The sequence below is a fragment of the Rhodopseudomonas palustris genome (genome assembly GCF_034479375.1).
Taxonomy (GTDB): Bacteria; Pseudomonadota; Alphaproteobacteria; order Rhizobiales; family Xanthobacteraceae; genus Rhodopseudomonas; species Rhodopseudomonas palustris_M.
Genome location: NZ_CP140155.1, coordinates 1822010 through 1847592, shown reverse-complemented (window position 1 = coordinate 1847592; position 25583 = coordinate 1822010). Strand labels below are relative to the sequence as shown.

Sequence of the window (25583 nt, the reverse complement as noted above, 5' to 3'; positions counted from 1 at the left end):
TTCCTGATATTCGGCTTCTGAATTTCGGATGTACGTAATTCAACCCGGGGGCGATGCGGATCGCGCTTCGGAAGGTTCGCCCCACCGGGCGACGACATGAGAGGCCACGATGGCGCAGCAGACGTTCACCGGTCGCAAACGCGTTCGCAAGTTCTTCGGTCACATCCGGGAAGTCGCCGAGATGCCGAACCTCATCGAGGTTCAGAAGGCGTCCTACGACCAGTTCCTGATGGTCGCCGAGCCTCCCGGAGGCCGCGACGACGAGGGCCTGCAGGCGGTGTTCCGGTCGGTGTTTCCGATCTCGGACTTCTCCAACGCCTCGATGCTGGAATTCGTTCGCTACGAATTCGAGCCGCCGAAATACGACGTCGACGAGTGCCGCCAGCGCGGCATGACCTATGCCGCACCGCTGAAGGTGACGCTGCGCCTCATCGTGTTCGATATCGACGAGGAAACCGGCGCCCGTTCGGTCAAGGACATCAAGGAGCAGGACGTCTACATGGGCGATATTCCGCTCATGACGATGAACGGCACCTTCGTGGTCAACGGCACCGAGCGCGTCATCGTCTCGCAGATGCACCGTTCGCCGGGCGTGTTCTTCGATCACGACAAGGGCAAGACCCATTCGTCGGGCAAGCTGTTGTTCGCGGCCCGCGTCATCCCGTATCGCGGCTCCTGGCTCGACATCGAGTTCGACGCCAAGGACATCGTGTTCGCGCGTATCGACCGTCGCCGCAAGATTCCGGTGACGTCGCTGATGTTCGCGCTCGGGCTCGACGGCGAAGAGATCCTGTCGACGTTCTACAACAAGATCCTCTACAAGCGCACCAAGGAAGGCTGGCGCGTGCCGTTCGATTCCGCGCGCTTCCGCGGCTATTCGACTGTCAACGACCTGATCGACGCCGACACCGGCAAGGTCGTGCTCGAGGCCGGCAAGAAGCTGACCGTGCGCGCGGCGCGCCAGTTGCAGGAAAAGGGCCTCAAGGCGCTGCGGCTGAGCGACGAGGAACTGGTCGGCAACTATCTGGCCGAGGACCTGGTCAACCCGAAGACCGGCGAAATCTACGCGGAAGCCGGTGAGGAAATCACCGAGAAGTCGCTGAAGGCGCTGAACGAGCAGGGCTACAAGGAACTGCCGCTGCTCGACATCGACCACGTCAATGTCGGTCCCTACATCCGCAACACGCTGTCGGCCGACAAGAACATGACGCGTGAAGACGCGCTGTTCGACATCTACCGGGTGATGCGCCCGGGCGAGCCGCCGACGCTCGACTCCGCGCAGAACATGTTCCAGTCGCTGTTCTTCGACGCCGAGCGCTACGACCTGTCCGCGGTCGGCCGCGTCAAGATGAACATGCGCCTCGACCTCGATGCGCCCGATACCCATCGCACGCTGCGCAAGGAGGACATCCTCGCGGTGATCAAGACCCTGGTCGGTCTGCGCGACGGCAAGGGCGAGATCGACGACATCGACCATCTCGGCAACCGCCGGGTGCGTTCGGTCGGCGAACTGATGGAGAATCAGTACCGCATCGGCCTGCTGCGCATGGAGCGCGCCATCAAGGAGCGGATGTCGTCGGTCGATATCGACACGGTGATGCCGCAGGACCTGATCAACGCCAAGCCGGCGGCCGCCGCGGTGCGCGAGTTCTTCGGTAGCTCGCAGCTCTCGCAGTTCATGGACCAGACCAATCCGCTGTCGGAGATCACCCACAAGCGTCGTCTCTCGGCGCTCGGCCCGGGCGGTCTGACCCGCGAGCGCGCCGGCTTCGAAGTCCGCGACGTGCATCCGACCCATTACGGCCGGATCTGCCCGATCGAGACGCCGGAAGGTCCGAACATCGGTCTGATCAACTCGCTCGCGACCTTCGCGCGCGTCAACAAATACGGCTTCGTCGAGACCCCGTATCGCAAGGTCAAGGAAGGCCGCGTCACCGACGAGGTGGTGTATCTGTCGGCGATGGAGGAGGGCCGCTACGCGGTGGCCCAGGCCAACATCTCGCTCGACGCCAAGGGCCGCTTCACGGACGATCTGATCGTTTGCCGCGCTGGCGGCACGCGTGACGTCGTGCTGATCCCGGCCGACCAGGTCGACTACATGGACGTGTCGCCGAAGCAGCTCGTTTCGGTGGCCGCGGCGCTGATCCCGTTCCTCGAGAACGACGACGCCAACCGCGCGCTGATGGGCTCGAACATGCAGCGCCAGGCGGTGCCGCTGGTTCGCGCCGAGGCGCCGTTCGTCGGCACCGGCATGGAAGGCGTGGTCGCCCGCGACTCGGGCGCTGCGATCGCCGCGCGCCGCACCGGCGTGATCGACCAGATCGACGCCACGCGTATCGTCATCCGCGCCACGGAAGATCTCGATCCGACCAAGTCGGGCGTCGATATCTACCGGCTGATGAAGTACCAGCGCTCCAACCAGTCGACCTGCATCAACCAGCGTCCGCTGGTGAAGGTCGGCGACCGCGTCGCCCGCGGCGATATCATCGCGGACGGTCCGTCGACCGACCTCGGCGAACTCGCGCTCGGCCGCAACGTGCTGGTCGCGTTCATGCCGTGGAATGGCTACAACTTCGAAGACTCGATCCTGCTCTCCGAGCGGATCGTCAAGGAAGACGTCTTCACCTCGATCCATATCGAGGAATTCGAAGTGATGGCCCGCGACACCAAGCTGGGTCCGGAAGAAATCACGCGTGATATTCCGAACGTCTCGGAAGAAGCGCTGAAGAACCTCGACGAAGCCGGCATCGTCTATATCGGCGCCGAAGTTCGCGCCGGCGACATCCTGGTCGGCAAGATCACGCCGAAGGGCGAAAGCCCGATGACGCCGGAAGAAAAGCTTCTGCGCGCCATCTTCGGCGAAAAGGCCTCGGACGTTCGCGACACCTCGCTCCGGGTGCCGCCGGGCGTGCAGGGCACCATCGTCGAAGTCCGCGTCTTCAACCGGCACGGCGTCGACAAGGACGAGCGTGCTCTGGCGATCGAGCGGGAAGAGATCGAACGCCTCGCCAAGGACCGCGACGACGAACAGGCGATTCTCGACCGTAACGTCTACGGCCGATTGGCGGACCTGCTCGACAACCGTCAGGGCGTCGCCGGTCCCAAGGGCTTCAAGAAGGACACCAAGATCACCCGCGCGGTGCTCGAGGAGTATCCGAAGTCGCAGTGGTGGATGTTCGCTTCGCCGAACGACAAGCTGATGGCCGAGATCGAGGCCATGCGGAAGCAGTACGACGAGTCGAAGAAGGGCCTCGAGCAGCGCTTCCTCGACAAGGTCGAGAAGCTGCAGCGCGGCGACGAATTGCCGCCCGGCGTGATGAAGATGGTCAAGGTCTTCGTCGCGGTGAAGCGCAAGATCCAGCCGGGCGACAAGATGGCCGGCCGCCACGGCAACAAGGGCGTGGTGTCGAAGATCGTGCCGATCGAGGACATGCCGTTCCTCGAAGACGGCACCCATGCCGACATCGTGCTGAATCCGCTCGGCGTGCCGAGCCGGATGAACGTCGGTCAGATCCTCGAGACCCATCTCGGCTGGGCCTGCGCCGGCATGGGCAAGAAGATCGGCCAGACCATCGACGCCTATTATCAGAGGCAGGATCTCAAGCCGCTGCGCGAGACCCTGAAGAAGATCTACGGCGACGACGAGACCATCAAGTCGCTCGACGATGGCGAACTGATCGAGCTCGGCCGCAACCTCAGCCACGGTGTCCCGATCGCCACGCCGGTGTTCGACGGCGCCAAGGAAGCGGACATCGAGGAGATGCTGAAGCTCGCGGGCTTCGACGCCTCCGGCCAGTCGACCGTCTATGACGGCCGCACCGGCGACGAGTTCGATCGCAAGGTCACGGTCGGCTACATCTACATGCTGAAGCTGCACCATCTCGTCGACGACAAGATCCACGCCCGGTCGATCGGTCCGTACTCGCTCGTCCCCCAGCAACCGCTGGGCGGCAAGGCGCAGTTCGGCGGCCAGCGCTTCGGCGAAATGGAAGTGTGGGCGCTCGAAGCCTACGGCGCCGCCTACACACTGCAGGAAATGCTGACGGTGAAGTCCGACGACGTCGCCGGCCGCACCAAGGTGTACGAGGCGATCGTGCGCGGCGACGACACGTTCGAGGCCGGTATCCCGGAATCGTTCAACGTGCTCGTGAAGGAAATGCGCTCGCTCGGCCTCAACGTCGACCTGCACAATTCCAAGCTGGGCGTGCCGCCCCCGGCCGAGGCGGCCGAGTAACGACGAGCGTCATGCCCGGCGGTTCACGCGAATTCATCTTCGCGCGAACCGGCCGGGCATCCCCGCCGCGCCGACGCATTGCGCGCGGACGGGAGCGACCAGAGAAATTCGAATTTGCTGCCGGTGACGATCGGTACGCGAGGAGAAGACGATGAACCAAGAAATCATGAATCTGTTCAATCCGACGACGCCGGCTCAGGTCTTCGACCAGATCCGGATCTCGATCGCGTCGCCGGAGAAGATTCTGTCGTGGTCCTACGGCGAGATCAAGAAGCCGGAAACCATCAACTACCGCACCTTCAAGCCCGAGCGCGACGGCCTGTTCTGCGCCCGCATCTTCGGGCCGATCAAGGACTACGAGTGCTTGTGCGGCAAGTACAAGCGGATGAAGTACAAGGGCATCATCTGCGAGAAGTGCTCGGTCGAAGTGACGCTGTCGCGCGTCAGACGCGAGCGCATGGGCCACATCGAGCTGGCCGCGCCGGTCGCCCACATCTGGTTCCTGAAGTCCTTGCCGTCGCGGATCGGGCAGTTGCTCGACATGACGCTGAAGGACCTCGAGCGGATTCTGTACTTCGAATACTACGTCGTGCTGGAGCCGGGTCTGACCGCGCTCAAGGAGCGTCAGCTCCTGTCGGAGGAAGAGTATCTCCGCGCGCAGGACGAGTACGGCCAGGACAGCTTCACCGCCATGATCGGCGCCGAAGCGATCCGCGAATTGCTGAAGGGGCTCGAGCTCGAGAAGATCGATGCGCAACTGCGCGTCGAGATGGCCGAGACCGATTCCGACATCAAGCACAAGAAGCTCGCCAAGCGGCTGAAGATCGTCGAGGCGTTCCGCTTCTCCGGCAACAAGCCGGAATGGATGATCCTGACCGTGGTGCCGGTGATCCCGCCGGACCTGCGGCCGCTGGTGCCGCTCGACGGCGGCCGGTTCGCGACGTCGGATCTGAACGACCTGTACCGCCGCGTCATCAACCGTAACAACCGCTTGAAGCGGCTGATGGAGCTGCGCGCGCCGGACATCATCATCCGCAACGAAAAGCGGATGCTGCAGGAGGCCGTCGACGCATTGTTCGACAACGGCCGCCGCGGCCGCGTCATCACCGGCGCCAACAAGCGTCCGTTGAAGTCGCTCGCCGACATGCTGAAGGGCAAGCAGGGCCGGTTCCGTCAGAACCTGCTCGGCAAGCGCGTCGACTATTCGGGCCGTTCGGTCATCGTCGTCGGTCCGGAACTCAAGCTGCACCAGTGCGGCCTGCCGAAGAAGATGGCGCTCGAACTGTTCAAGCCGTTCATCTATTCGCGGCTCGACGCCAAGGGTCTGTCGACCACCGTGAAGCAGGCGAAGAAGCTGGTCGAGAAGGAGCGTCCCGAGGTCTGGGACATCCTCGACGAGGTGATCCGCGAGCATCCGGTGCTGCTGAACCGCGCCCCGACGCTGCATCGTCTGGGCATCCAGGCGTTCGAGCCGGTGCTGATCGAGGGCAAGGCGATCCAGCTTCACCCGCTGGTCTGCGCCGCGTTCAACGCCGACTTCGATGGCGACCAGATGGCCGTGCACGTCCCGCTGTCGCTCGAAGCGCAGCTCGAAGCGCGCGTGCTGATGATGTCGACCAACAACATCCTGCATCCCGCGAACGGCCAGCCGATCATCGTGCCGTCGCAGGACATCGTGCTCGGCCTGTACTATCTGTCGATCCTGCGGGAAGGGCTGCCGGGCGAAGGCAAGGTGTTCGGCGACCTCGCGGAGCTGGAGCACGCGATCTACTCCAAGGTCATCCACCTGCACACCAAGATCAAATATCGCTGGGACTCGCTCGACGACGAGGGCAAGCCGTACCAGCGGCTGATCGAAACCACCGCCGGCCGCATCCTGCTCGGCCAGGTTCTGCCGAAATCGGTGAAGCTGCCGTTCGAGGTCATCAACAAGCTGATGACCAAGCGCGAGATCTCCAGCGTGATCGATCAGGTCTATCGCCACTGCGGTCAGAAGGAGACGGTGATCTTCTGCGACCGGATCATGGCGCTGGGCTTCTTCAACGCGTTCAAGGCGGGCATTTCCTTCGGCAAGGACGACATGGTCGTGCCGGCCTCGAAGTGGAAGATCGTCGACACCACGCGCACGCTGGCGAAGGATTTCGAGCAGCAGTACAACGACGGTCTGATCACCCACGGCGAGAAGTACAACAAGGTGGTCGACGCCTGGTCGAAGGCCACCGAGGAAATCGCCAAGGAGATGATGAAGGAGATCTCCGCGGTCCGGAAGGACGCCTCCGGCGCGGAGACCCAGGTCAACTCGATCTACATGATGGCCCATTCCGGCGCGCGTGGTTCGCCCGCCCAGATGCGTCAGCTCGCCGGTATGCGCGGCCTGATGGCCAAGCCGTCGGGCGAGATCATCGAGACGCCGATCATCTCGAACTTCAAGGAAGGTCTCTCGGTTCTCGAATACTTCAACTCGACCCACGGCGCCCGTAAGGGCCTCGCGGACACCGCGTTGAAGACCGCGAACTCGGGTTATCTGACCCGCCGTCTGGTCGACGTGGCGCAGGACTGCATCATCACCCAGGATGATTGCGGCACTTCGCTCGGCATCAAGATGCGGGCGATCATCGACGCCGGCACCGTGGTGGCGTCGCTCGGCTCGCGCATCCTCGGCCGCACCGCGGGCGAAGACGTGCGCGATCCGCAGACCAACGAGGTGATCGTCAAGAAGGGCGCACTGATGGAGGAGCGCGACATCGAAGCGATCCACCAGGCCGGCGTCCAGGAAGTGAAGATCCGCTCGGCGTTGACCTGCGAACTGGTCAACGGCATCTGCGGTAGCTGCTACGGGCGCGATCTCGCCCGCGGCACGCCGGTCAACCACGGCGAGGCGGTCGGCGTCATCGCCGCGCAGTCGATCGGCGAACCCGGCACGCAGCTCACGATGCGTACCTTCCACATCGGCGGTGCGGCGCAGATCAACGAGCAGTCGGTGATCGAGTCGAACTTCGAGGGCAAGGTCGTCATCAAGAACAAGGCGATCGCCCGCAACGGCGAGAACCACAGCGTCGCGATGGTCCGCAACATGGTGATTGCGATCGTCGATCCGGACGGCACCGAACGGGCCACCCACCGCATCCAGTACGGCGCGCGCATGCACGTCGACGAGGGCGACATGGTGAAGCGCGGCCAGCGCATCGCCGAATGGGATCCGTACAGCCGCCCGGTGCTGACCGAGGTCGAAGGCACGATCGATTTCGAGGATCTGATCGAGGATCAGTCGATCTCGGAAACGCTCGACGAATCCACCGGCATCGCCAAGCGTATCGTGATCGACTGGCGCTCGACCCGCGGCGGCGCGGATCTGCGTCCGGCGATCGTGGTCAAGGGCAAGGACGGCAAGGTGCTGAAGCTGGCGCGCGGCGGCGACGCCCGCTACATGCTGTCGGTCGACGCCATTCTGTCGGTCGACGTCGGCGCCAAGGTGAAGCCGGGCGACATCCTGGCGCGTATCTCGACCGAGAGCGCCAAGACCCGCGACATCACCGGCGGTCTGCCGCGCGTCGCGGAACTGTTCGAGGCCCGCAAGCCGAAGGACGCCGCCATCATCGCGGAAATCGCCGGCACCATCCGGTTCGGCCGCGACTACAAGAACAAGCGTCGGATCTCGATCGAACCGATGGACAGCGAAGAAGAGGCGCGCGAGTACCTGATCCCGAAGGGCAAGCACATCCACCTTCAGGACGGCGACATCGTCGAAAAGGGCGACTTCATCGTCGAAGGCAACCCGGCGCCGCACGACATCCTGGCGATCAAGGGCATCGAGGAACTCGCGGCCTATCTGGTCAACGAAATCCAGGAGGTCTACCGGCTCCAGGGCGTGTTGATCAACGACAAGCACATCGAGGTGATCGTTCGCCAGATGCTGCAGAAGGTCGAGATCACCGACCAGGGCGAGACCGACATGATCTCGGGCGAACAGATCGACAAGATCGAGTTCGACCAGCTCAACGCCAAGGCGCGCGACGAGGGCAAGAAGATCGCCACCGGAACGCCGGTTCTGCTCGGCATCACCAAGGCGAGCCTGCAGACCCGCTCGTTCTTCTCGGCGGCGTCGTTCCAGGAGACCACCCGCGTGCTCACCGAAGCCGCCGTCAACGGCAAGGTGGATCCGCTGGAAGGCCTCAAGGAAAACGTCATCGTCGGCCGGCTGATCCCGGCGGGCACCGGCGCCTCGATGGCCAAGATCCGCGAAGTCGCGATGAAGCGGGATCGCATGATCCTCGACGAACGCGAGAAGCAGGCGACCATCGTGCCGCCCGCCGCGCCGGAAGCCGAACCGCTGGCGTTGCCGCCGGTCGAGTAAGGCGCCGCTGCTGCGATGCAATCTGAAGAAGGCCGGCGAAAGCCGGCCTTTTTTGCATCTGCCCGGCTTTTGGGGCTACGCATTACGGTCCGTTCATGTTTCCTTCAGGTGAAAGCCGCCTTGCTGTTCATGAACGATGCGATCCGTGCTCCGGGAGCGCGGATTCCGCGCCAAAATCAGCGTTAAGTCTTTGAATATAAGCTGATTTTCGCACAGAATCGGTCTGCCGTGCGCCGGCGGGGCGGATCGGGTATGGCTGCGCGCGGCCGGACGGCCTGCGCCGATGTGTTGAAAGAACCAGATGTTTGACCTTGCGATCGTTGGTGGCGGCCCGGGCGGACTGATGAGCGCCTGGTATCTGAAAAAGAAGCTCGGACCGATGTGCCGGGTGACGATCTTCGAGGCGTCCGACCGGCTCGGCGGCAAGATCGTGTCGCGCACCTTCGACACCGCGCCGGCGCTGTACGAGGCCGGCGTCGCCGAATTGTACGACTACTCGATGACCGGGCCGGACCCGCTGCGCGAACTGGTGCAGCATTTCGGGCTGCAGACGATTCCGATGGACGCCGAACAGGTCCAGCTCGACGGCGAATTGCTCGACGACGTGCCGGGGATGCGCAGGAAATACGGCGACAAGACCGCCGACGCGATCCTCGCCTTCCGCAAGACCTGCAGCGAGATGGTGACGCCGCTGGAATATTACGAAGGCGTCGGCGCGCACGACAACGAACATCCCTGGGCCTGGACCAATTGCGAGCAACTGCTCGACAAGGAGATCGACGACCCGGTCGCCAAGCGCTTCTTCAAGGTGATGGCGCGGTCCGACATCGCCACCGAGAGCCACAACACCAACGGCCTCAACGCGCTGAAGAATTTCGTGATGGATATCGACGGCTATATCGGCCTGTATTCGATCCAGAACGGCAACGAGCAACTGATCGAGGGGCTGCGCTCCGAGGTCGACGCCGAGATCCAGCTCAACCACCGCATCCTCAAGGTCGGCAAAACCGAGAGCGGCCGCTACGAGCTGAACATGATGAACGGCAAGGGGCCGGAGACGCGCGACTTCGATCTCGTGCTGATGTGCCTGCCGCACAACTGGCTCGCGACGCTGGGCTGGGGCGACGAACAGCTCCGCAAGGCGATGGTCAAGCACGTCGCCTATTTCGACCGGCCCGCGCATTATCTGCGGATCTCGCTCTTGTTCGACGGCCCGTTCTGGGGCGACAAGATCCCCGGCGCGTGGTTCATGTCGGAAGCGTTCGGCGGCTGCTGCGTCTACAACGAGGGCGCGCGCCACGACGTCGGCAAATACGGCGTGCTGAACTTCCTGGTCGCAGGCTCCGACGCGCTGGCGTTCTCGAACCTCACCGACGACGAACTGACCGACCTGGCGCTGAAGTCGCTGCCGGCGGCGTTCGGCGACGCGCGCGAGCATTTTCTCGAATCAAAGACCCATCGCTGGCTGTCGTCGGTCAACTGCATCCCCGGCGGCCTGCCGGCGCGCGACGTGATGACCAATCACCGGCCGGAGCCGAAGAACCATCCGGGCTTCGTCGTGGTCGGCGACTATCTGTTCGATTCGACGCTGAACGGCCTGCTGGATTCCTCCGACGCCGCCACCGACATCATCGTCACCGAGACGATGAAGCTGCGCCGCGCCCGCGCGCTCGCCGGCAATGCGGCGTCCGACAAGATCGACGCGTCGTATTTCGCCAATTATCGCAACCAGGGACCGTATGCCGAGGTCTGGAGCCGGTTCACCGACCCCGATTATCTGCTGGCGATGATCAGGACGGTCTGGGACGTGCCCCAGGGCGTCAAACTGCTGGTCGCGGGCGCGGCCAGCGGCGAACTGGTCGGCGCGCTGCGCGAGCGCGGCATCGACGCCTGGGGCGTCGACAACAACCGCGGCATCCTCGCCAGGACGCCGGAGGCGCTGAAGCCGTTCAACCAGTTCGGCTCGATCGTCGATCTGCCGTTCGAGGACGCTTCGTTCGACATCGTGTTCGAGACCAGCCTGTGCCACGTCCCGGACAGTCGCGTCGTCAAGGCGATCCGCGAACTGAATCGGGTGACGCGCACCGGCCTGGTGTTCGGCTCGGTGACCAGCGACATGGATCCGGGCGTGATCGACCGCTACGACCTGCTGCGCGGCGTGAAGAAGCTCGGCACCTGGTGGGAGTGGTCGGAACTGTTCTTCAGCAACGGCTTCGATCTGGCGATGCATCGCAACGACGTGAGCGACAAGCTCTGGGAAGCGACCCTGAAGGCCGGCAAGGGCCCGGGCCAGTGGTACGGCGACGCCGACAGCCTGCGCTATTCGTTCTTCGACAAGGTCGACGACGAAGACGAGGACTGAGCGCTTTGCCGGCCTCGAGATGATAGCTTAGGATACGCCTTAGGATACGCCGTGGCTCACGAGTCACGGCGCTCGTCATTGCGGTCGTGCTGGCCGTCCATCCACGGTTCGACCCCCGGTTCGATACATGGCCCGAAAGCCGCCTGCCAAGCCACCGACCGATCCGGCCGACGCGCCGACGGCTGATCAATCCGCCGTTCCCGACGCGAAACCGGGCGAGGGCGACGCCGCCGCGTCGCCGCTCGACGAGAAATTCGCGATGCCGGTCGGCAAGACCGCCGCCGTGGTTCCTGGCACCAAGCCGCCGCTGAAGCAACTCGTCCAGGACAAGACGCCGCCGGCGCCCGCGAAGGCTGCGGCGGACGACGACGATGATGATGACGACGACGAGGACGAAGCGGCGGACGACGACGATGATGACGACGAGGAACTCGTCGTCTTCACCGCTCGCGAGGCCGCCGGCGCGCTCGCCACGGTGGCGCGGTTAGTGCGGCCGATCCTGCCGAACTACCGGAAGATGGTCGCGATCGTGGTGTTCGGCGTCGTCGTCGAAACCCTGTTCAACGTCATCATGCCGCTCAGCCTGAAGTTCCTGATCGACGACGCGCTCGGCGAGGAGGACTTCCAGGAACTCTACAAGATCCTGTCGATCCTCGCGGTCGCCGGCGTGATCACGTCGATCGTGGCGATCTGGTACGAGCGCTGGGACGCGCGGCTCGCCGCCGCGGTGATCAGCGACGTGCGCACCCGGCTGTTCGACCACGTCCAGCGCCTGCCGGCCGGCTACTTCGCCCGCACCAAGCGCGGCGAGACGCTGTCGCGGTTCTCGATCGACATGGCGGCGTTCGAGAACGTGGTCGAGATCTTCGCCAATACCGCGCTGCTGCCGCTGCTCGAGCTGATCGCCGGCATCATCCTGATGCTGTTCCTGAACTGGCAGCTCGCCGTGGTCGCGCTCCTGATCTTCCCGATCACGCTGATCGGCCCGCGCATCCTGACGCCGAAGGCGGTCAAGGCCAATTACGAGCAGAAGGTTCAGGAGGCCGGGCTGCTCGGCATGGTGCAGGAGAGCGTCGGCGCGCAGGCCGTGGTCAAGGCGTTCAGCCTGCAGCGCAAGATGTTCGGCTTCTTCACGCTGCGCAACAACACGACGCGGAACAAGATCGCCGAGGCGGTGTTCCTGCGCACGATGGTCGAGCGATCGGTCACCGTCGCGGTGCTGCTGCTGCACCTCGTGGTGCTGGCGATCGGCGCCTATCTCGCCACCAAGGGCCAGATCACGGTCGGCACCTTCGTCACTTTCGAGAGCGCGTTCTGGGAAGTGTCGTACAACATCGCGCATCTGATGCAGTTCATCCCGGTCGCGATCCAGGCCGCCGCCGCGGTTCGCCACATGGAGGAAATGCTCGACGAGCCGGTCCCGATCGCCGACCGGCCGGGCGCCGCCGAGCTGCCGCGCATCACCGACAACATCGCGTTCGAGCGGGTGACGTTCGGCTATGAGGGCGCGGAGCGGCCGGTGCTGGACAATCTCAGCCTCGAGCTGCAGGCCGGCAAGACCATCGCCATCGTCGGCCCCAGCGGCTCGGGCAAGAGCACGCTGCTCAACCTGATCCTGCGGCTGTATCAGCCCGACGAGGGCCGCGTCAGCATCGACGGCGTCGACGTCCGCAAGGTGACGCTGGATTCGTTGCGGCAGAGCATGGCCGTGGTGTTCCAGGAGAACATGCTGTTCAACATGTCGATCCGCGAGAACATCCGGCTCGGCAAGGAGGGCGCCACCGACGCCGAGGTGGTCGCGGCGGCGAAGAAGGCCGAGATCCACCGCTACATCATGAGCCTCCCGGACAAATACGACACCCAGGTCGGCGAGCGCGGCGACACGCTGTCCGGCGGCCAGCGCCAGCGCCTCGCGATCGCCCGCGCGATCGTGCGGGATCCGGCGGTGCTGCTGCTCGACGAGGCGACCTCTGCGCTCGACCAGACCACCGAAGCCGCGATCAACAAGACGCTGCTGAAGCTGGCGCGCGGCCGCACCATGATCTTCTCGACCCACCGGCTCGCCTCGGTGGTCGGGATGGACGAGATCATCGTCATTTCCAACGGCCAGGCGATCGAGCGCGGCTCGCACAAGGAACTGCTGGCCAAGGACGGCGTCTATCGCAAGCTGTGGGACGACCAGACCCACGGCCGCCACGGCAGCCGGAATGACGACGATGATGATGACGACGACGAGGAGGATTGATCTGGTACGGATCGACGGATCTCTCCCGGGTCCCAGGCTGCCGATCCTGGCGATCGGTATGCACGGCGTCGATCGCTTCGCGACTGCAAGGGCCGGGCAGGGGCCATCGCGCGCCGAGTTCCGATCTGCTCGATCGAAGTAGGTAGACGCACGAGGCTCCGAATCGGGCTTCGCCGATGCAAGGATGTGCTCCATGGGGGGGCCGTCTGCGTCAAAGCGCTCGGACCTTCGCATTCGGCATCGCACGCGAACCGAACGCAGGCTGCCGGTAACCAGTCGCAGCAGCTCCGGCGACGACGGGGCTGAGACGAGAGTATCCGGCCAATGGCGTTGCGTCGGACTGACAGCGAGCAGGACGGGACGGTCTGCGGATGCGCTCCAGCGGCCCGACCGCGACCGCGGCCCGAATTCCGGTCATCGACGCGCGATCGACGCCGTTGGTTCGCTGCGGCTCTGCTGGCGGCGATGGCTGCGCTGATGCTGCCGTCCGCGGCGGCCGCCGAGGACCTGAACGCCCGGGCCGCGGCATCGGCCAAGGCCGACGACGGCTCGCTGCGCGCGCGTCCGGTGTTGCCTCGTCAGCCGATCAGCGCGCCGCGCTGGACGGTCTCCGCCGAAGCGCTGTTTCTCGGTCGCTCCGGCGCGGGTCGTCAGCCGCTGGTGTCGCTCGTCCCCGGCGACGTGTACTGGTGGACGCCCACCGGCCCGAACACCACCAACGTCCCCGGCGTCGAAGCCCTGAACAGCGGCCAGCTCGGCCAGCGTCTCGCAGCCGGACAGAAGCTCGGCCTCGCATATCGCGATCCGTCCGGCATCGGCGCCGAGCTGTCGTATTTTGGTGTGCTCGGGCTGAAGGTCGCCAAGGCCACCGGGCCCGAGAACCCGGGGCAATGGCTGGTGATGAAGGCCCCCGGCACGTTCTGGCAGACCCAGGACTACGCCTACCAGTCGATGGTGTGGCAGAGCGACACCCGCCTGCACAGCCTCGAGGCCAATGCCCGGCTGGAGCTGTCGCCACGCGTCACATTGCTGGCGGGCGTTCGCTGGCTGCAATTGCGCGACAGGCTCGAAGGCACGCTCGATCCGGCCGATCTGGGCCAGCCGATGTGGAAGTTCACCATTCCGAGCCGGCTGTCGGATGCGGTGCCGGTCGCCGGCAGTCCGATCGTCGCCAATCCTCCGTTCTGGACGACCGAGACCACCAACGATCTCTACGGCATTCAGATCGGCGCCAATGCAGCGCTCTGGGAAGCCGGCCGCTTCTCCCTCGACGCAACGATCAAGGCCGGCGTGTACGACAATCGTGCCAGGCAGCTCACGCTGGTGAGCATGCAGAAGCAGATCTATCCGGCAGAGGCTGCCAGCAGCGCCGCGGCGTTCGTCGCCGAGGGTGGGCTGGTGGCGAAATATCGCATCACCGAGGCCGCCGCGCTCAAGCTCGGCTACGCGGCGCTGTGGTTAGACGGCGTCGCGCTTGCCCCGGGCCAGATTCAGCAGACCTCGACGACGCCGAGCAGCGTCACCGCGCAGGGCGTCAATCACCGCTCCGGCACGCTGTTCCAAGGCATGACGTTCGGCGTGGAGTATTCATTCTAGCGCGCCTCATCAATCAAACGAAGCATCTCCTCACCCCGGCCGTGCCGAGCGAGTCCGTGCCCTTCAGTTCTTCGTCAAATACAGCGGCGTCCGCAGGATGAGCTGATAGGCCGGCTTCGGCGTCCAGGCGATCTGGGCGGTGACGCCGAACAGGCGGTTGTCGTTATCGTCCATGCGGTCGAGATCGAACCGCAGGATCGGCTGGGTGAAGGCCGCGATCGGCGTCAGGGCGAGGAGCTGCGCGCCCCCGAACGACTGCACGCCGGCGCGGCCCGTCGCCTTCCAGTTGTTCTCCCATTGATAATAGCCGCCGAGCCAGCCGACCCAGTTGGGCCGGATCTCGGCGCGGTCGGCGTCGATCGCGGTCAGCGTCGATTGCACGCCGGCGAGAAATCCGCGGGTCTCGTCGGCGCGAGCGCGTAGCTCGCCTCCAGGATGGTATTCAGCGACGTGGTCGCCAGCGGCCCGGACGGCACCGCGCGGGTCAGGGTGGATTGCAGCGTCAGCGTCGGGATCGCGCCGCCGTTCTGCTGATGGATGTCGGCCTGAACGCCGACGTTCCAGCTCGTGATCGCGACCGCGGTCCAGTCGAAATCGCCGGCCTTCGAGGCGGTGGCGCTGAAGCCGCCATACAGCGAGACCTGGTCGTTGACGTCCACCGTCAGCGGCACATCGAACCCGACGCCCTGGCTGGACGGCAGCGACGGCGCGGGCAGGGCGGCCAGCGACCTCAATTGCGACAGCACCCCTGAGGGATGGCTGAAGCCGATCGACAGCGCGCCGGCCGGAACCCGCGAATAATAGCTGCGCAGATCGAGATAGACTTGCGGCGCGCTGGGCTTGGCGGGGGCATCGTCGTCGTCCGAATCCGCGGCGAAGGCGAAAGCGGGAAGCTGCAGCGCGACCAGCGTCGCCACGGCCACGCGCACCGCGATGCCCGCATGCCGCGCGCTGGCGCCGGATGCGGGCCGCCTGCTCGCCTGATCGCTCCGCCACGCTGTCACGGATCGGCCGCCCTCTCGCCGGCACGATCGGAACGCCGCCGGGCAGAATCAGTAAGCACGCCGGCCGGCCGGGTTGCAATGGCGGGAGACCGCGGCAAGTCCGGACAGCGGGGGAAATCGCCGGTCACGAATCGTTAACGCGACTCGGGCTGCCTGCAGGGCGCGGATACGACGGTTGCATGACCGATTCTGCCGAAACCGGTGCTTCCCGCGCCGGATCGCGCGCCCGGGCGCCATCGCAGCGTCCCCCGAAGCACGCTTTCTCCGCTCTCCGCGACCCCTCGAAAAGCCTTATATGGCGGGCATTTCGCGCAAACGGAGGGTGGACCGGCGCGCGGCCCCCGAACGACGGCGAATGCGCGGTTTTGCCTTGACTTGCGGGGCCTGCGCCGATAAAACCCGGCCACTTCAAGACAGGCGGTGAGCTTCGCCAACGTCGGAACGGACCACCCGGACGTCTTCACGGACTTCGGGCACCAACCTCGACCCAAGACGCTCAAACGCTGTCTCTATAAGCCAGGCAATGCCAGGACGTTCATCGTTCTCCGGAGTTTCGATCTCCTGAGGACTGTTTTGGAAGCATGACCTCGGTACGAGGCCGGTCAGCAGACGCTGTCCGGACTTTGCTGCGGTCCTCTGTTGCATGGAAGCGCTTTCCGCTCAGCAATGAGTGGCTGGCGCGATTTCGCTTTGCGCGATCGGACTTGCTCCGATCCTGCGAGGCGGCCGCTGGGGCGGGTGCCCCGAACGAATTTTGCGAGGCCCCATAAAGGTTTCGCGTGAAGCTAAGGGTGAAGGCGAAGATGCCGACGATCAACCAGCTGATCGCACGTCCGCGCGTTGTGCAGAAGTCGCGCAAGAAGGTTCCGGCGCTCCAGCAGTCGCCGCAGAAGCGCGGCGTGTGCACCCGCGTCTACACCACGACGCCGAAGAAGCCGAACTCGGCTCTCCGTAAGGTCGCCAAGGTTCGGCTGACCAACGGCTTCGAGGTGATCGGTTACATTCCGGGTGAAGGCCACAACCTTCAGGAGCACTCGGTGGTCATGATCCGCGGCGGTCGCGTCAAGGATTTGCCCGGCGTGCGCTACCACATTCTCCGCGGCGTCCTCGATACCCAGGGCGTCAAGAACCGTAAGCAGCGTCGTTCGAAGTACGGCGCGAAGCGTCCGAAGTAAGCGGGAAACTGAATCATGTCTCGTCGTCATGCGGCTGAAAAGCGCGAAGTTCTTCCGGATCCGAAGTTCGGGAACATCGTGGTCACGAAGTTCATGAATTCGGTGATGTATGCCGGCAAGAAGTCGGTCGCCGAGGGCATCGTCTATGGTGCGCTCGACCTCATCGAGGCCAAGACCAAGCAGCCGCCGCTGGGCGTGTTCGAGCAGGCGCTCGAAAACGTCATGCCGGCCATCGAGGTCCGCTCCCGCCGCGTCGGCGGCGCCACCTACCAGGTGCCGGTCGAAGTCCGCAGCACCCGGCGCCAGGCGCTGGGCATTCGCTGGCTGATCACGGCGGCCCGCGGTCGCAACGAGAAGACCATGACCGAGCGGCTGTCGGCGGAACTGCTCGACGCCTCGAACAATCGCGGCAACGCCGTCAAGAAGCGTGAAGACGTGCACAAGATGGCGGAAGCCAACCGCGCGTTCTCGCACTATCGCTGGTAACGGCGAAGCAACGGAATCAAGGAAGACGTCATGCCCCGCGTTCACGCCATCGAGGACTACCGCAACTTCGGCATCATGGCTCACATCGATGCCGGCAAGACCACGACGACCGAGCGCATCCTGTTCTACACCGGCAAGAGCCACAAGATCGGCGAAGTGCACGAAGGTGCCGCGACGATGGACTGGATGACGCAGGAGCAGGAGCGGGGCATCACGATCACCTCCGCCGCCACCACCGCGTTCTGGAACGGCAAGCGCCTCAACATCATCGACACTCCCGGCCACGTCGACTTCACCATTGAAGTCGAGCGTTCGCTGCGCGTGCTCGACGGCGCGGTATGCGTGCTCGACAGCAACCAGGGCGTCGAGCCGCAGACCGAGACGGTCTGGCGTCAGGGCGACAAGTATCGGGTTCCGCGCATCGTCTTCGCCAACAAGATGGACAAGACCGGCGCCGACTTCTTCAAGTGCCTGCAGGACATCGTCGACCGCCTCGGCGCCAAGCCGGTGGCGATCCAGCTGCCGATCGGCTCGGAGAACAACTTCAAGGGCCTGATCGATCTGGTCCGCATGAAGGCCGTGGTGTGGAACGATGAATCGCTCGGCGCCAAGTTCGAAGACACCGACATTCCGGAAGATCTGCTCGAGCAGGCCAAGGAATATCGCGAGAAGATGATCGAGGCCGCCGTCGAGCTCGACGACGACGCCATGGCCGCCTATCTCGACGGCAAAGAGCCCGACGAGGCGACGCTGAAGCGGCTGATCCGCAAGGCGGTGCTGAACGGCGCGTTCTATCCGGTGCTGTGCGGTTCGGCGTTCAAGAACAAGGGCGTGCAGCCGCTGCTCGACGCCGTGGTCGACTATCTGCCGTCGCCGGTCGACGTGCCGGCGATCAAGGGCATCGACGAGGACGGCAACGAAGTCGTGCGCAAGGCGGACGACAGCGAGCCGCTGGCGCTGCTCGCGTTCAAGATCATGGACGATCCGTTCGTCGGCACCATCACCTTCTGCCGCATCTATTCCGGCGTTCTGCAGAGCGGCACCGGCGTGGTGAACTCGACCCGCGAGAAGAAGGAGCGCATCGGCCGCATGCTGCTGATGCACGCCAACAACCGCGAAGACATCAAGGAAGCCTATGCCGGCGACATCGTCGCGCTGGCCGGCCTCAAGGAAGCGCGCACCGGCGACACGCTGTGCGATCCCGCGAAGCCCGTGATCCTCGAAAAGATGGAATTCCCGGAGCCGGTGATCGAGATCGCGATCGAGCCGAAGTCGAAGGCCGACCAGGAGAGGCTCGGCGTCGCGCTGGCGAAGCTCGCGGCTGAAGATCCGTCGTTCCGGGTGTCCACCGATCTCGAATCCGGTCAGACCATCCTCAAGGGGATGGGCGAACTGCATCTCGACATCAAGGTCGACATCCTGAAGCGCACCTACAAGGTCGATGCGAATATCGGCGCGCCGCAGGTGGCGTTCCGTGAGCGTATCACCAAGAAGGCCGAGGTCGACTACACCCACAAGAAGCAGACCGGCGGTACCGGTCAGTTCGCGGCGGTGAGCTTCATCGTCGAGCCGAACGAGCCCGGCGCCGGCTACGAGTTCATCTCCAAGGTCGTCGGCGGTTCGGTTCCGAAGGAATACATCCCCGGCGTCGAGAAGGGCATCGAGAGCGTGCTCGGCTCCGGCGTGGTCGCGGGCTTCCCGGTGGTCGACGTCAAGGTGACGCTGGTCGACGGCAAGTATCACGACGTCGACTCGTCGGCGCTGGCCTTCGAAATCGCCTCGCGGGCCGCCTTCCGCGAAGCGCTGCAGAAGGGCAAGTCGGTTCTGCTCGAGCCGATCATGAAGGTCGAATGCGTCACCCCGGAAGACTACACCGGTTCGGTGATCGGCGACCTCAACTCGCGGCGCGGCCAGATCCAGGGCCAGGACATGCGCGGCAACGCCAACGTCATCAACGCGATGGTGCCGCTCATGAACATGTTCGGTTACGTGAACAACCTGCGCTCGATGAGCCAGGGTCGCGCGACCTTCACGATGCAGTTCGACCACTACGCGGAAGCCCCGGCAAACGTGTCGGCGGAAGTCCAGAAGAAGTTTGCCTGATTGTCGCCGGCGTAAGCTGCGACTGAACGGAGAAGAACGATGGCCAAAGCAAAGTTTGAACGAAACAAGCCGCACTGCAACATTGGGACGATCGGTCACGTCGACCATGGCAAGACGTCGCTGACGGCGGCGATCACCAAGGTTCTGGCGGAGACCGGCGGCGCGACGTTCACGGCCTACGACCAGATCGACAAGGCGCCGGAAGAGAAGGCGCGTGGCATCACGATCTCGACGGCTCACGTCGAATACGAGACGCAGAACCGCCACTACGCGCATGTCGACTGCCCGGGCCACGCCGACTACGTCAAGAACATGATCACCGGTGCGGCGCAGATGGACGGCGGCATCCTGGTGGTGTCGGCAGCCGACGGCCCGATGCCGCAGACCCGCGAGCACATCCTGCTGGCGCGTCAGGTCGGCGTTCCGGCGCTGGTCGTGTTCCTGAACAAGTGCGACATGGTCGACGATCCGGAGCTGCTCGAACTGGTGGAAATGGAAGTTCGCGAACTTCTCTCCAAGTACGACTTCCCGGGCGATGACATTCCGATCATCAAGGGTTCGGCGCTGGCCGCCCTCGAGAACTCCGACCAGAAGCTCGGCCACGACGCGATCCTGGAGCTGATGAAGGCGGTCGACGCCTACATTCCGCAGCCGGAGCGCCCGATCGACCAGCCGTTCCTGATGCCGGTCGAAGACGTGTTCTCGATCTCGGGCCGCGGCACGGTGGTGACCGGTCGCGTCGAGCGCGGCATCGTCAAGGTCGGCGAGGAAATCGAGATCGTCGGCATCCGCGACACCCAGAAGACGACCTGCACCGGCGTCGAAATGTTCCGCAAGCTGCTCGATCAGGGCCAGGCCGGCGACAACATCGGCTGCCTGCTGCGCGGCACCAAGCGCGAGGACGTCGAGCGCGGCCAGGTGCTGTGCAAGCCGGGTTCGGTGAAGCCGCACACCAAGTTCAAGGCCGAGGCCTACATTCTGACGAAGGAAGAGGGCGGACGTCACACCCCGTTCTTCACCAACTATCGTCCGCAGTTCTACTTCCGCACCACCGACGTCACCGGCGTCGTGCATCTGCCGGAAGGCACCGAGATGGTGATGCCGGGCGACAACATCGCGATGGAAGTGCACCTGATCGTGCCGATCGCCATGGAAGAGAAGCTGCGCTTCGCCATCCGCGAAGGCGGCCGCACCGTCGGCGCCGGCGTGGTGGCCTCGATCATCGAGTAAGGCGAATAGGGAATAGAGAGTGGCGGGCAGGGACCTGTCCGCCGCTCACTACTCACCATTGGCTCACTGAAGAAAGATACGGCAATGAACGGCCAGAATATTCGCATTCGCCTCAAGGCGTTTGACCATCGGATTCTCGATACGTCGACGCGTGAGATCGTCAACACCGCGAAGCGAACCGGTGCGCAGGTGCGCGGGCCGATCCCGCTGCCGACCCGGATCGAGAAGTTCACCGTCAACCGTTCGCCGCACGTCGACAAGAAGAGCCGCGAGCAGTTCGAGATGCGCACTCACAAGCGCCTCCTCGACATCGTAGACCCGACCCCGCAGACCGTCGATGCGCTGATGAAGCTCGACCTGGCTGCCGGCGTCGACGTCGAAATCAAGCTCTGAGATTGGACCGTCCGGTTACTTAACGGACAGAAAGAACAGGAAGCACGCCGATGCGCTCCGGAGTGATCGCACAGAAGGTCGGGATGACGCGGGTCTTTACGGAGACCGGCGAACATATCCCTGTGACCGTGCTGAAGCTGGGCAACTGCCAGGTGCTCGCCCATCGCACCACCGAGAAGAACGGCTACGTCGCGCTGCAGCTCGGTTCGGGTGCGCGCAAGACCGTTTACATGCCGAAGGCGGAGCGCGGCCAGTTCGCCGTCGCCAAGGTCGAGCCGAAGCGCAAGGTCGCCGAGTTCCGCGTGTCCGAGGACGCGCTGATCCCGGTCGGCGCCGAGATCCAGGCCGATCACTTCGTCGTCGGCCAGTTCGTCGACGTCACCGGCACTTCGGTCGGCAAGGGTTTCGCCGGCGGCATGAAGCGCTGGAATTTCGGCGGTCTTCGCGCCACGCACGGTGTGTCGGTGTCGCATCGTTCGATCGGTTCGACCGGTGGCCGTCAGGACCCGGGCAAGACCTTCAAGAACAAGAAGATGCCCGGTCACATGGGCGTCGATCGCATCACCACGCTGAACCTGCGTGTGGTGCAGCTCGACGTCGAGCGCGGTCTGATCCTGGTCGAGGGCGCCGTTCCCGGCTCCAAGGGCGGATGGATCGCGGTGCGCGACGCCGTCAAGAAGGCGCTGCCGGCCGACGCGCCGAAGCCGGGCAAGTTCCGGCTCGCCGATGGCGGCGATGAAGCAGCGGCTCCGGCTGCCGAGCAGGAGGGTGTGTGAGATGGAATTGAAAGTCACCACTCTCGAAGGTCAGGAAGCCGGCTCGGTCCAGCTCTCCGACGCCATCTTCGGTCTCGAGCCGCGCCAGGACATCGTCCAGCGTTGCGTGATCTGGCAGCTCGCAAAGCGCCAGGCCGGAACCCACAAGGCCAAGGGTCGCGCCGAGATCTGGCGCACCGGCAAGAAGATGTACAAGCAGAAGGGCACCGGCGGTGCTCGTCACGGTTCGCAGCGCGTGCCGCAGTTCCGCGGCGGTGGCCGTGCGTTCGGTCCGGTGGTGCGTTCGCACGCCATTGATCTGCCGAAGAAGGTCCGGGCTCTGGCGCTGCGTCATGCGCTGTCGGCCAAGGCCAAGGGCGGCGGACTGATCGTGATCGACAAGGCCGAGCTCGAAGCCGCCAAGACCAAGGCTCTGGTCGGTGCGTTCTCGGGCCTCGGCCTGACCAACGCGCTGATCATCGACGGCGCCGAGGTCAATACCGGGTTCGCCACGGCGGCCCGCAACATCCCGAACATCGACGTGCTGCCCGTCCAGGGCATCAACGTCTACGATATTGTGCGCCGTCGGAAGCTGGTTCTGACGAAGGCGGCGGTCGATGCGTTGGAGGCGCGCTTCAAATGAAATCCATCGATCCGCGCCACTACGACGTGATCGTCGCTCCGGTGGTGACCGAAAAGGCGACCATGGCCTCCGAGCACAACAAGGTTGTGTTCAAGGTTCTGGGCGACGCCACCAAGCCGCAGATCAAGGAAGCCGTCGAGAAGCTGTTCGACGTCAAGGTGAAGAGCGTGAACACGCTGGTGCGTAAGGGCAAGTCGAAGTCCTTCCGCGGCACCTTCGGCACGCAGTCGGACGTCAAGCGCGCGGTCGTGACCCTGGAAGAGGGTCACCGCATCGACGTGACCACCGGACTGTAAGGCGGGACCGACCATGGCATTGAAAAAATACAATCCTACGACGCCGGGCCAGCGCCAGCTGGTGATGGTCGATCGTTCGGCGCTCTACAAGGGCAAGCCGGTCAAGACGCTCACCGAGGGCAAGCACTCGAAGGGCGGCCGCAACAACACCGGCCGGATCACCGTTCGATTCCGCGGCGGCGGCCACAAGAAGACCTATCGCGTGGTCGACTTCAAGCGCACCAAGGTCGACGTTCCGGCCAAGGTCGAGCGGCTTGAATACGATCCGAACCGCACCGCCTTCATCGCGCTGATCAAGTACGAGGACGGCGAGCAGGCCTACATCCTGGCGCCGCAGCGTCTTGCGGTCGGCGACACCGTGATCGCCGGCTCCTATGTCGACGTGAAGCCGGGCAACGTCATGCCGCTCGGCAACATGCCGATCGGCACGATCATCCACAATGTCGAGCTGAAGATCGGCAAGGGCGGGCAGATCGCGCGTTCGGCCGGCACCTACGCCCAGCTCGTCGGGCGCGACCACGACTACGTCATCGTTCGCCTCAATTCGGGCGAGCAGCGCCTGGTCCACGGCCGCTGCACCGCCACCATCGGTGCGGTGTCGAACCCGGACCACATGAACATCTCGATCGGCAAGGCCGGGCGCACGCGCTGGCTCGGCTGGCGTCCGCATAACCGCGGCGTCGTGATGAACCCGATCGACCATCCGCACGGCGGCGGCGAAGGCCGCACCTCGGGCGGCCGCCACCCGGTCACTCCGTGGGGCAAGCCGACCAAGGGCAAGAAGACCCGCTCGAACAAGTCGACCGACAAGTTCATTCTCATCAGCCGCCACAAGCGGAAGAAGAAGTAAGGAAGCCGGACATGGTTCGCTCAGTCTGGAAGGGCCCGTTCGTCGAGGGCTCGCTGCTGAAGAAGGCGGATGCCGCGCGTGCGTCGGGCCGTCACGACGTCATCAAGATCTGGAGCCGCCGCTCCACCATCCTGCCGCAGTTCGTCGGGCTGACTTTCGGCGTCTACAACGGCCAGAAGCACGTCCCGGTGGCGATCAACGAGGAAATGGTGGGTCACAAGTTCGGCGAGTTCTCGCCGACCCGCACGTTCCACGGCCATTCCGGCGACAAGAAGTCGAAGAAGGGTTGAGGACTAAGCCATGAGCAAACCCAAGCGCGAACGGGTCCTCCCCGATAACGAGGCCAAGGCCGTCGCCCGGATGCTTCGCGTCAGCCCGCAGAAGCTCAATCTGGTCGCTCAGCTGATCCGTGGCCGCAAGGCCGCGGCGGCGCTGGCCGACCTGCAGTTCTCGCGCAAGCGGATCGCGGTCGACGTCAAGAAGTGCCTGGAATCGGCGATCGCCAATGCCGAGAACAACCACGACCTCGACGTCGACGCGCTGGTCGTCTCCGAGGCCCATGTCGGCAAGGGCATCGTGATGAAGCGCTTCTCGCCGCGCGGCCGTGGTCGCTCGGGCCGTATTCTGAAACCATTCGCGCAGCTGACGATCGTCGTTCGTCAGGTCGAAGCCGAAGCAAGCGCTTAAAGCCAGGGCGCGGGAGACTTTCGATGGGTCAAAAGATCAATCCGATCGGGCTGCGGCTGGGCATCAACCGGACGTGGGATTCCCGTTGGTACGCCGGCAAGAACGAATACGGCAAGCTGCTGCACGAGGACGTCAAGATCCGCGCGATCCTGCACAAGGAATTGAAGCAGGCTGCGGTGGCGCGCATCGTGATCGAGCGCCCGCACAAGAAGTGCCGGGTGACGATCCACTCCGCGCGCCCGGGCGTCGTGATCGGCAAGAAGGGCGCCGACATCGACAAGCTGCGCAAGAAGGTCGCCGACATCACCGCGTCGGACGTCGTCATCAACATCGTCGAAATCCGCAAGCCGGAGCTCGACGCCACGCTGGTCGCCGAGTCGATCGCGCAGCAGCTCGAGCGCCGCGTCGCGTTCCGCCGCGCGATGAAGCGGGCGGTGCAGTCGGCGATGCGTCTCGGCGCCGAGGGCATCCGGATCAACTGCTCGGGCCGTCTCGGCGGCGCCGAAATCGCGCGTATGGAGTGGTATCGCGAAGGTCGCGTTCCGCTGCACACGCTGCGCGCCGACATCGATTACGGCGTCGCGACCGCGTTCACCACCTTCGGCACCTGTGGCGTCAAGGTGTGGATCTTCAAGGGCGAGATCCTCGAACACGATCCGATGGCGCAGGACAAGCGTATGGCCGAAGGCGACAATTCCCGCCCGCGCCGCGACGCTGCCTGATCTTCTGCTGAATAAGGTTTGAGGGCGTAAGCCATGATGCAACCAAAGAAGACCAAGTTCCGCAAGGCGCACAAGGGCCGCATCCACGGCGTTGCGTCGTCGGGCGCTACCTTGGCGTTCGGCCAGTTCGGGTTGAAGGCGATGGAGCCGGAGCGCGTCACCGCGCGCCAGATCGAAGCCGCCCGGCGTGCGCTGACCCGCCACATGAAGCGCGCCGGCCGCGTCTGGATCCGGATCTTCCCGGACGTTCCGGTGTCGAAGAAGCCCGCCGAAGTCCGCATGGGCTCCGGCAAGGGCGCGCCGGAATTGTGGGTCGCCCGCGTCAAGCCCGGCCGGGTGATGTTCGAGATCGACGGCGTCAACCAGCAGCTCGCCAAGGAGGCGCTGACGCTGGCCGCCGCCAAGCTGCCGATCAAGACGCGCTTCGTCGCGCGCATCGCGGAGTGAC

General features: G+C 64.6%; 18 protein-coding genes and 1 pseudogene. 18 read left to right on the top strand and 1 reads right to left on the bottom strand.

The annotated features are described in order from the left end of the window. Positions 1–109: 109 nt before the first annotated feature. From rpoB to SR870_RS08360, 5 genes are all read left to right on the top strand, one after another. A complete protein-coding gene (gene rpoB, locus SR870_RS08380) occupies positions 110–4234 on the top strand; it encodes a DNA-directed RNA polymerase subunit beta (RefSeq protein WP_322517524.1) in 4125 nt (1374 codons plus the stop codon). A gap of 151 nt (positions 4235–4385) precedes the next feature. Continuing rightward, positions 4386–8588 (top strand): DNA-directed RNA polymerase subunit beta', encoded by a 4203-nt coding sequence (gene rpoC, locus SR870_RS08375; RefSeq protein WP_322517523.1) that lies wholly within the window; start codon positions 4386–4388, stop codon positions 8586–8588. Between the two features lie 301 nt (positions 8589–8889). After that, positions 8890–10950: an FAD-dependent oxidoreductase gene (locus tag SR870_RS08370; RefSeq protein WP_322517522.1), complete on the top strand. Its 2061-nt coding sequence runs from the start codon at positions 8890–8892 to the stop codon at positions 10948–10950. Positions 10951–11077: 127 nt separating this feature from the next. Further along, positions 11078–13195, top strand: a complete 2118-nt coding sequence (locus tag SR870_RS08365; RefSeq protein ID WP_322517521.1) for an ABC transporter ATP-binding protein — start codon at positions 11078–11080, stop codon at positions 13193–13195. A 465-nt stretch (positions 13196–13660) separates the two neighbouring features. Further along, positions 13661–14791 (top strand): hypothetical protein, encoded by a 1131-nt coding sequence (locus SR870_RS08360; RefSeq protein ID WP_322517520.1) that lies wholly within the window; start codon positions 13661–13663, stop codon positions 14789–14791. Positions 14792–14854: 63 nt separating this feature from the next. Here SR870_RS08360 and SR870_RS08355 read toward each other — a convergent pair. Further along, positions 14855–15720, bottom strand: a pseudogene (locus SR870_RS08355) (hypothetical protein). Positions 15721–16598: 878 nt separating this feature from the next. Here SR870_RS08355 and rpsL point away from each other — a divergent pair. The 13 genes from rpsL to rplP all read left to right on the top strand — a co-directional run bounded on the left by rpsL (position 16599) and on the right by rplP (position 25582). After that, positions 16599–16970: a 30S ribosomal protein S12 gene (rpsL, locus tag SR870_RS08350; RefSeq protein WP_011441182.1), complete on the top strand. Its 372-nt coding sequence runs from the start codon at positions 16599–16601 to the stop codon at positions 16968–16970. A gap of 15 nt (positions 16971–16985) precedes the next feature. Then, the gene (rpsG, locus tag SR870_RS08345; protein ID WP_322517519.1) at positions 16986–17456 is read left to right on the top strand and encodes a 30S ribosomal protein S7; all 471 of its coding nucleotides are present in this window, start codon (positions 16986–16988) and stop codon (positions 17454–17456) included. Between the two features lie 30 nt (positions 17457–17486). After that, positions 17487–19559: an elongation factor G gene (gene fusA, locus SR870_RS08340; RefSeq protein ID WP_322517518.1), complete on the top strand. Its 2073-nt coding sequence runs from the start codon at positions 17487–17489 to the stop codon at positions 19557–19559. A gap of 39 nt (positions 19560–19598) precedes the next feature. Next, the gene (tuf, locus tag SR870_RS08335) at positions 19599–20789 is read left to right on the top strand and encodes an elongation factor Tu (RefSeq protein ID WP_322517517.1); all 1191 of its coding nucleotides are present in this window, start codon (positions 19599–19601) and stop codon (positions 20787–20789) included. A gap of 84 nt (positions 20790–20873) precedes the next feature. Next, positions 20874–21182: a 30S ribosomal protein S10 gene (rpsJ, locus tag SR870_RS08330; RefSeq protein ID WP_002712302.1), complete on the top strand. Its 309-nt coding sequence runs from the start codon at positions 20874–20876 to the stop codon at positions 21180–21182. Between the two features lie 50 nt (positions 21183–21232). Beyond that, a complete protein-coding gene (gene rplC / locus SR870_RS08325) occupies positions 21233–21958 on the top strand; it encodes a 50S ribosomal protein L3 (RefSeq protein WP_322517516.1) in 726 nt (241 codons plus the stop codon). 1 nt (position 21959) lies between these two features. After that, positions 21960–22580, top strand: a complete 621-nt coding sequence (gene rplD / locus SR870_RS08320; protein ID WP_322517515.1) for a 50S ribosomal protein L4 — start codon at positions 21960–21962, stop codon at positions 22578–22580. Beyond that, complete coding sequence (locus SR870_RS08315) at positions 22577–22876, top strand: 50S ribosomal protein L23 (protein WP_322517514.1); 300 nt, start codon at positions 22577–22579, stop codon at positions 22874–22876. The genes rplD and SR870_RS08315 overlap by 4 nt, the downstream gene beginning before the upstream one ends. A gap of 13 nt (positions 22877–22889) precedes the next feature. Continuing rightward, the gene (rplB, locus tag SR870_RS08310; protein ID WP_322517513.1) at positions 22890–23726 is read left to right on the top strand and encodes a 50S ribosomal protein L2; all 837 of its coding nucleotides are present in this window, start codon (positions 22890–22892) and stop codon (positions 23724–23726) included. 11 nt (positions 23727–23737) lie between these two features. After that, on the top strand, positions 23738–24016 hold the full coding sequence (gene rpsS, locus SR870_RS08305) for a 30S ribosomal protein S19 (protein WP_011441189.1): 279 nt from the start codon (positions 23738–23740) through the stop codon (positions 24014–24016). Between the two features lie 10 nt (positions 24017–24026). Next, positions 24027–24413 (top strand): 50S ribosomal protein L22, encoded by a 387-nt coding sequence (gene rplV / locus SR870_RS08300; protein WP_011441190.1) that lies wholly within the window; start codon positions 24027–24029, stop codon positions 24411–24413. A gap of 23 nt (positions 24414–24436) precedes the next feature. Next, the gene (gene rpsC, locus SR870_RS08295) at positions 24437–25135 is read left to right on the top strand and encodes a 30S ribosomal protein S3 (RefSeq protein ID WP_322517512.1); all 699 of its coding nucleotides are present in this window, start codon (positions 24437–24439) and stop codon (positions 25133–25135) included. 33 nt (positions 25136–25168) lie between these two features. Then, the gene (gene rplP / locus SR870_RS08290; RefSeq protein ID WP_119857377.1) at positions 25169–25582 is read left to right on the top strand and encodes a 50S ribosomal protein L16; all 414 of its coding nucleotides are present in this window, start codon (positions 25169–25171) and stop codon (positions 25580–25582) included. The last annotated feature ends 1 nt before the right edge of the window (position 25583 follow it).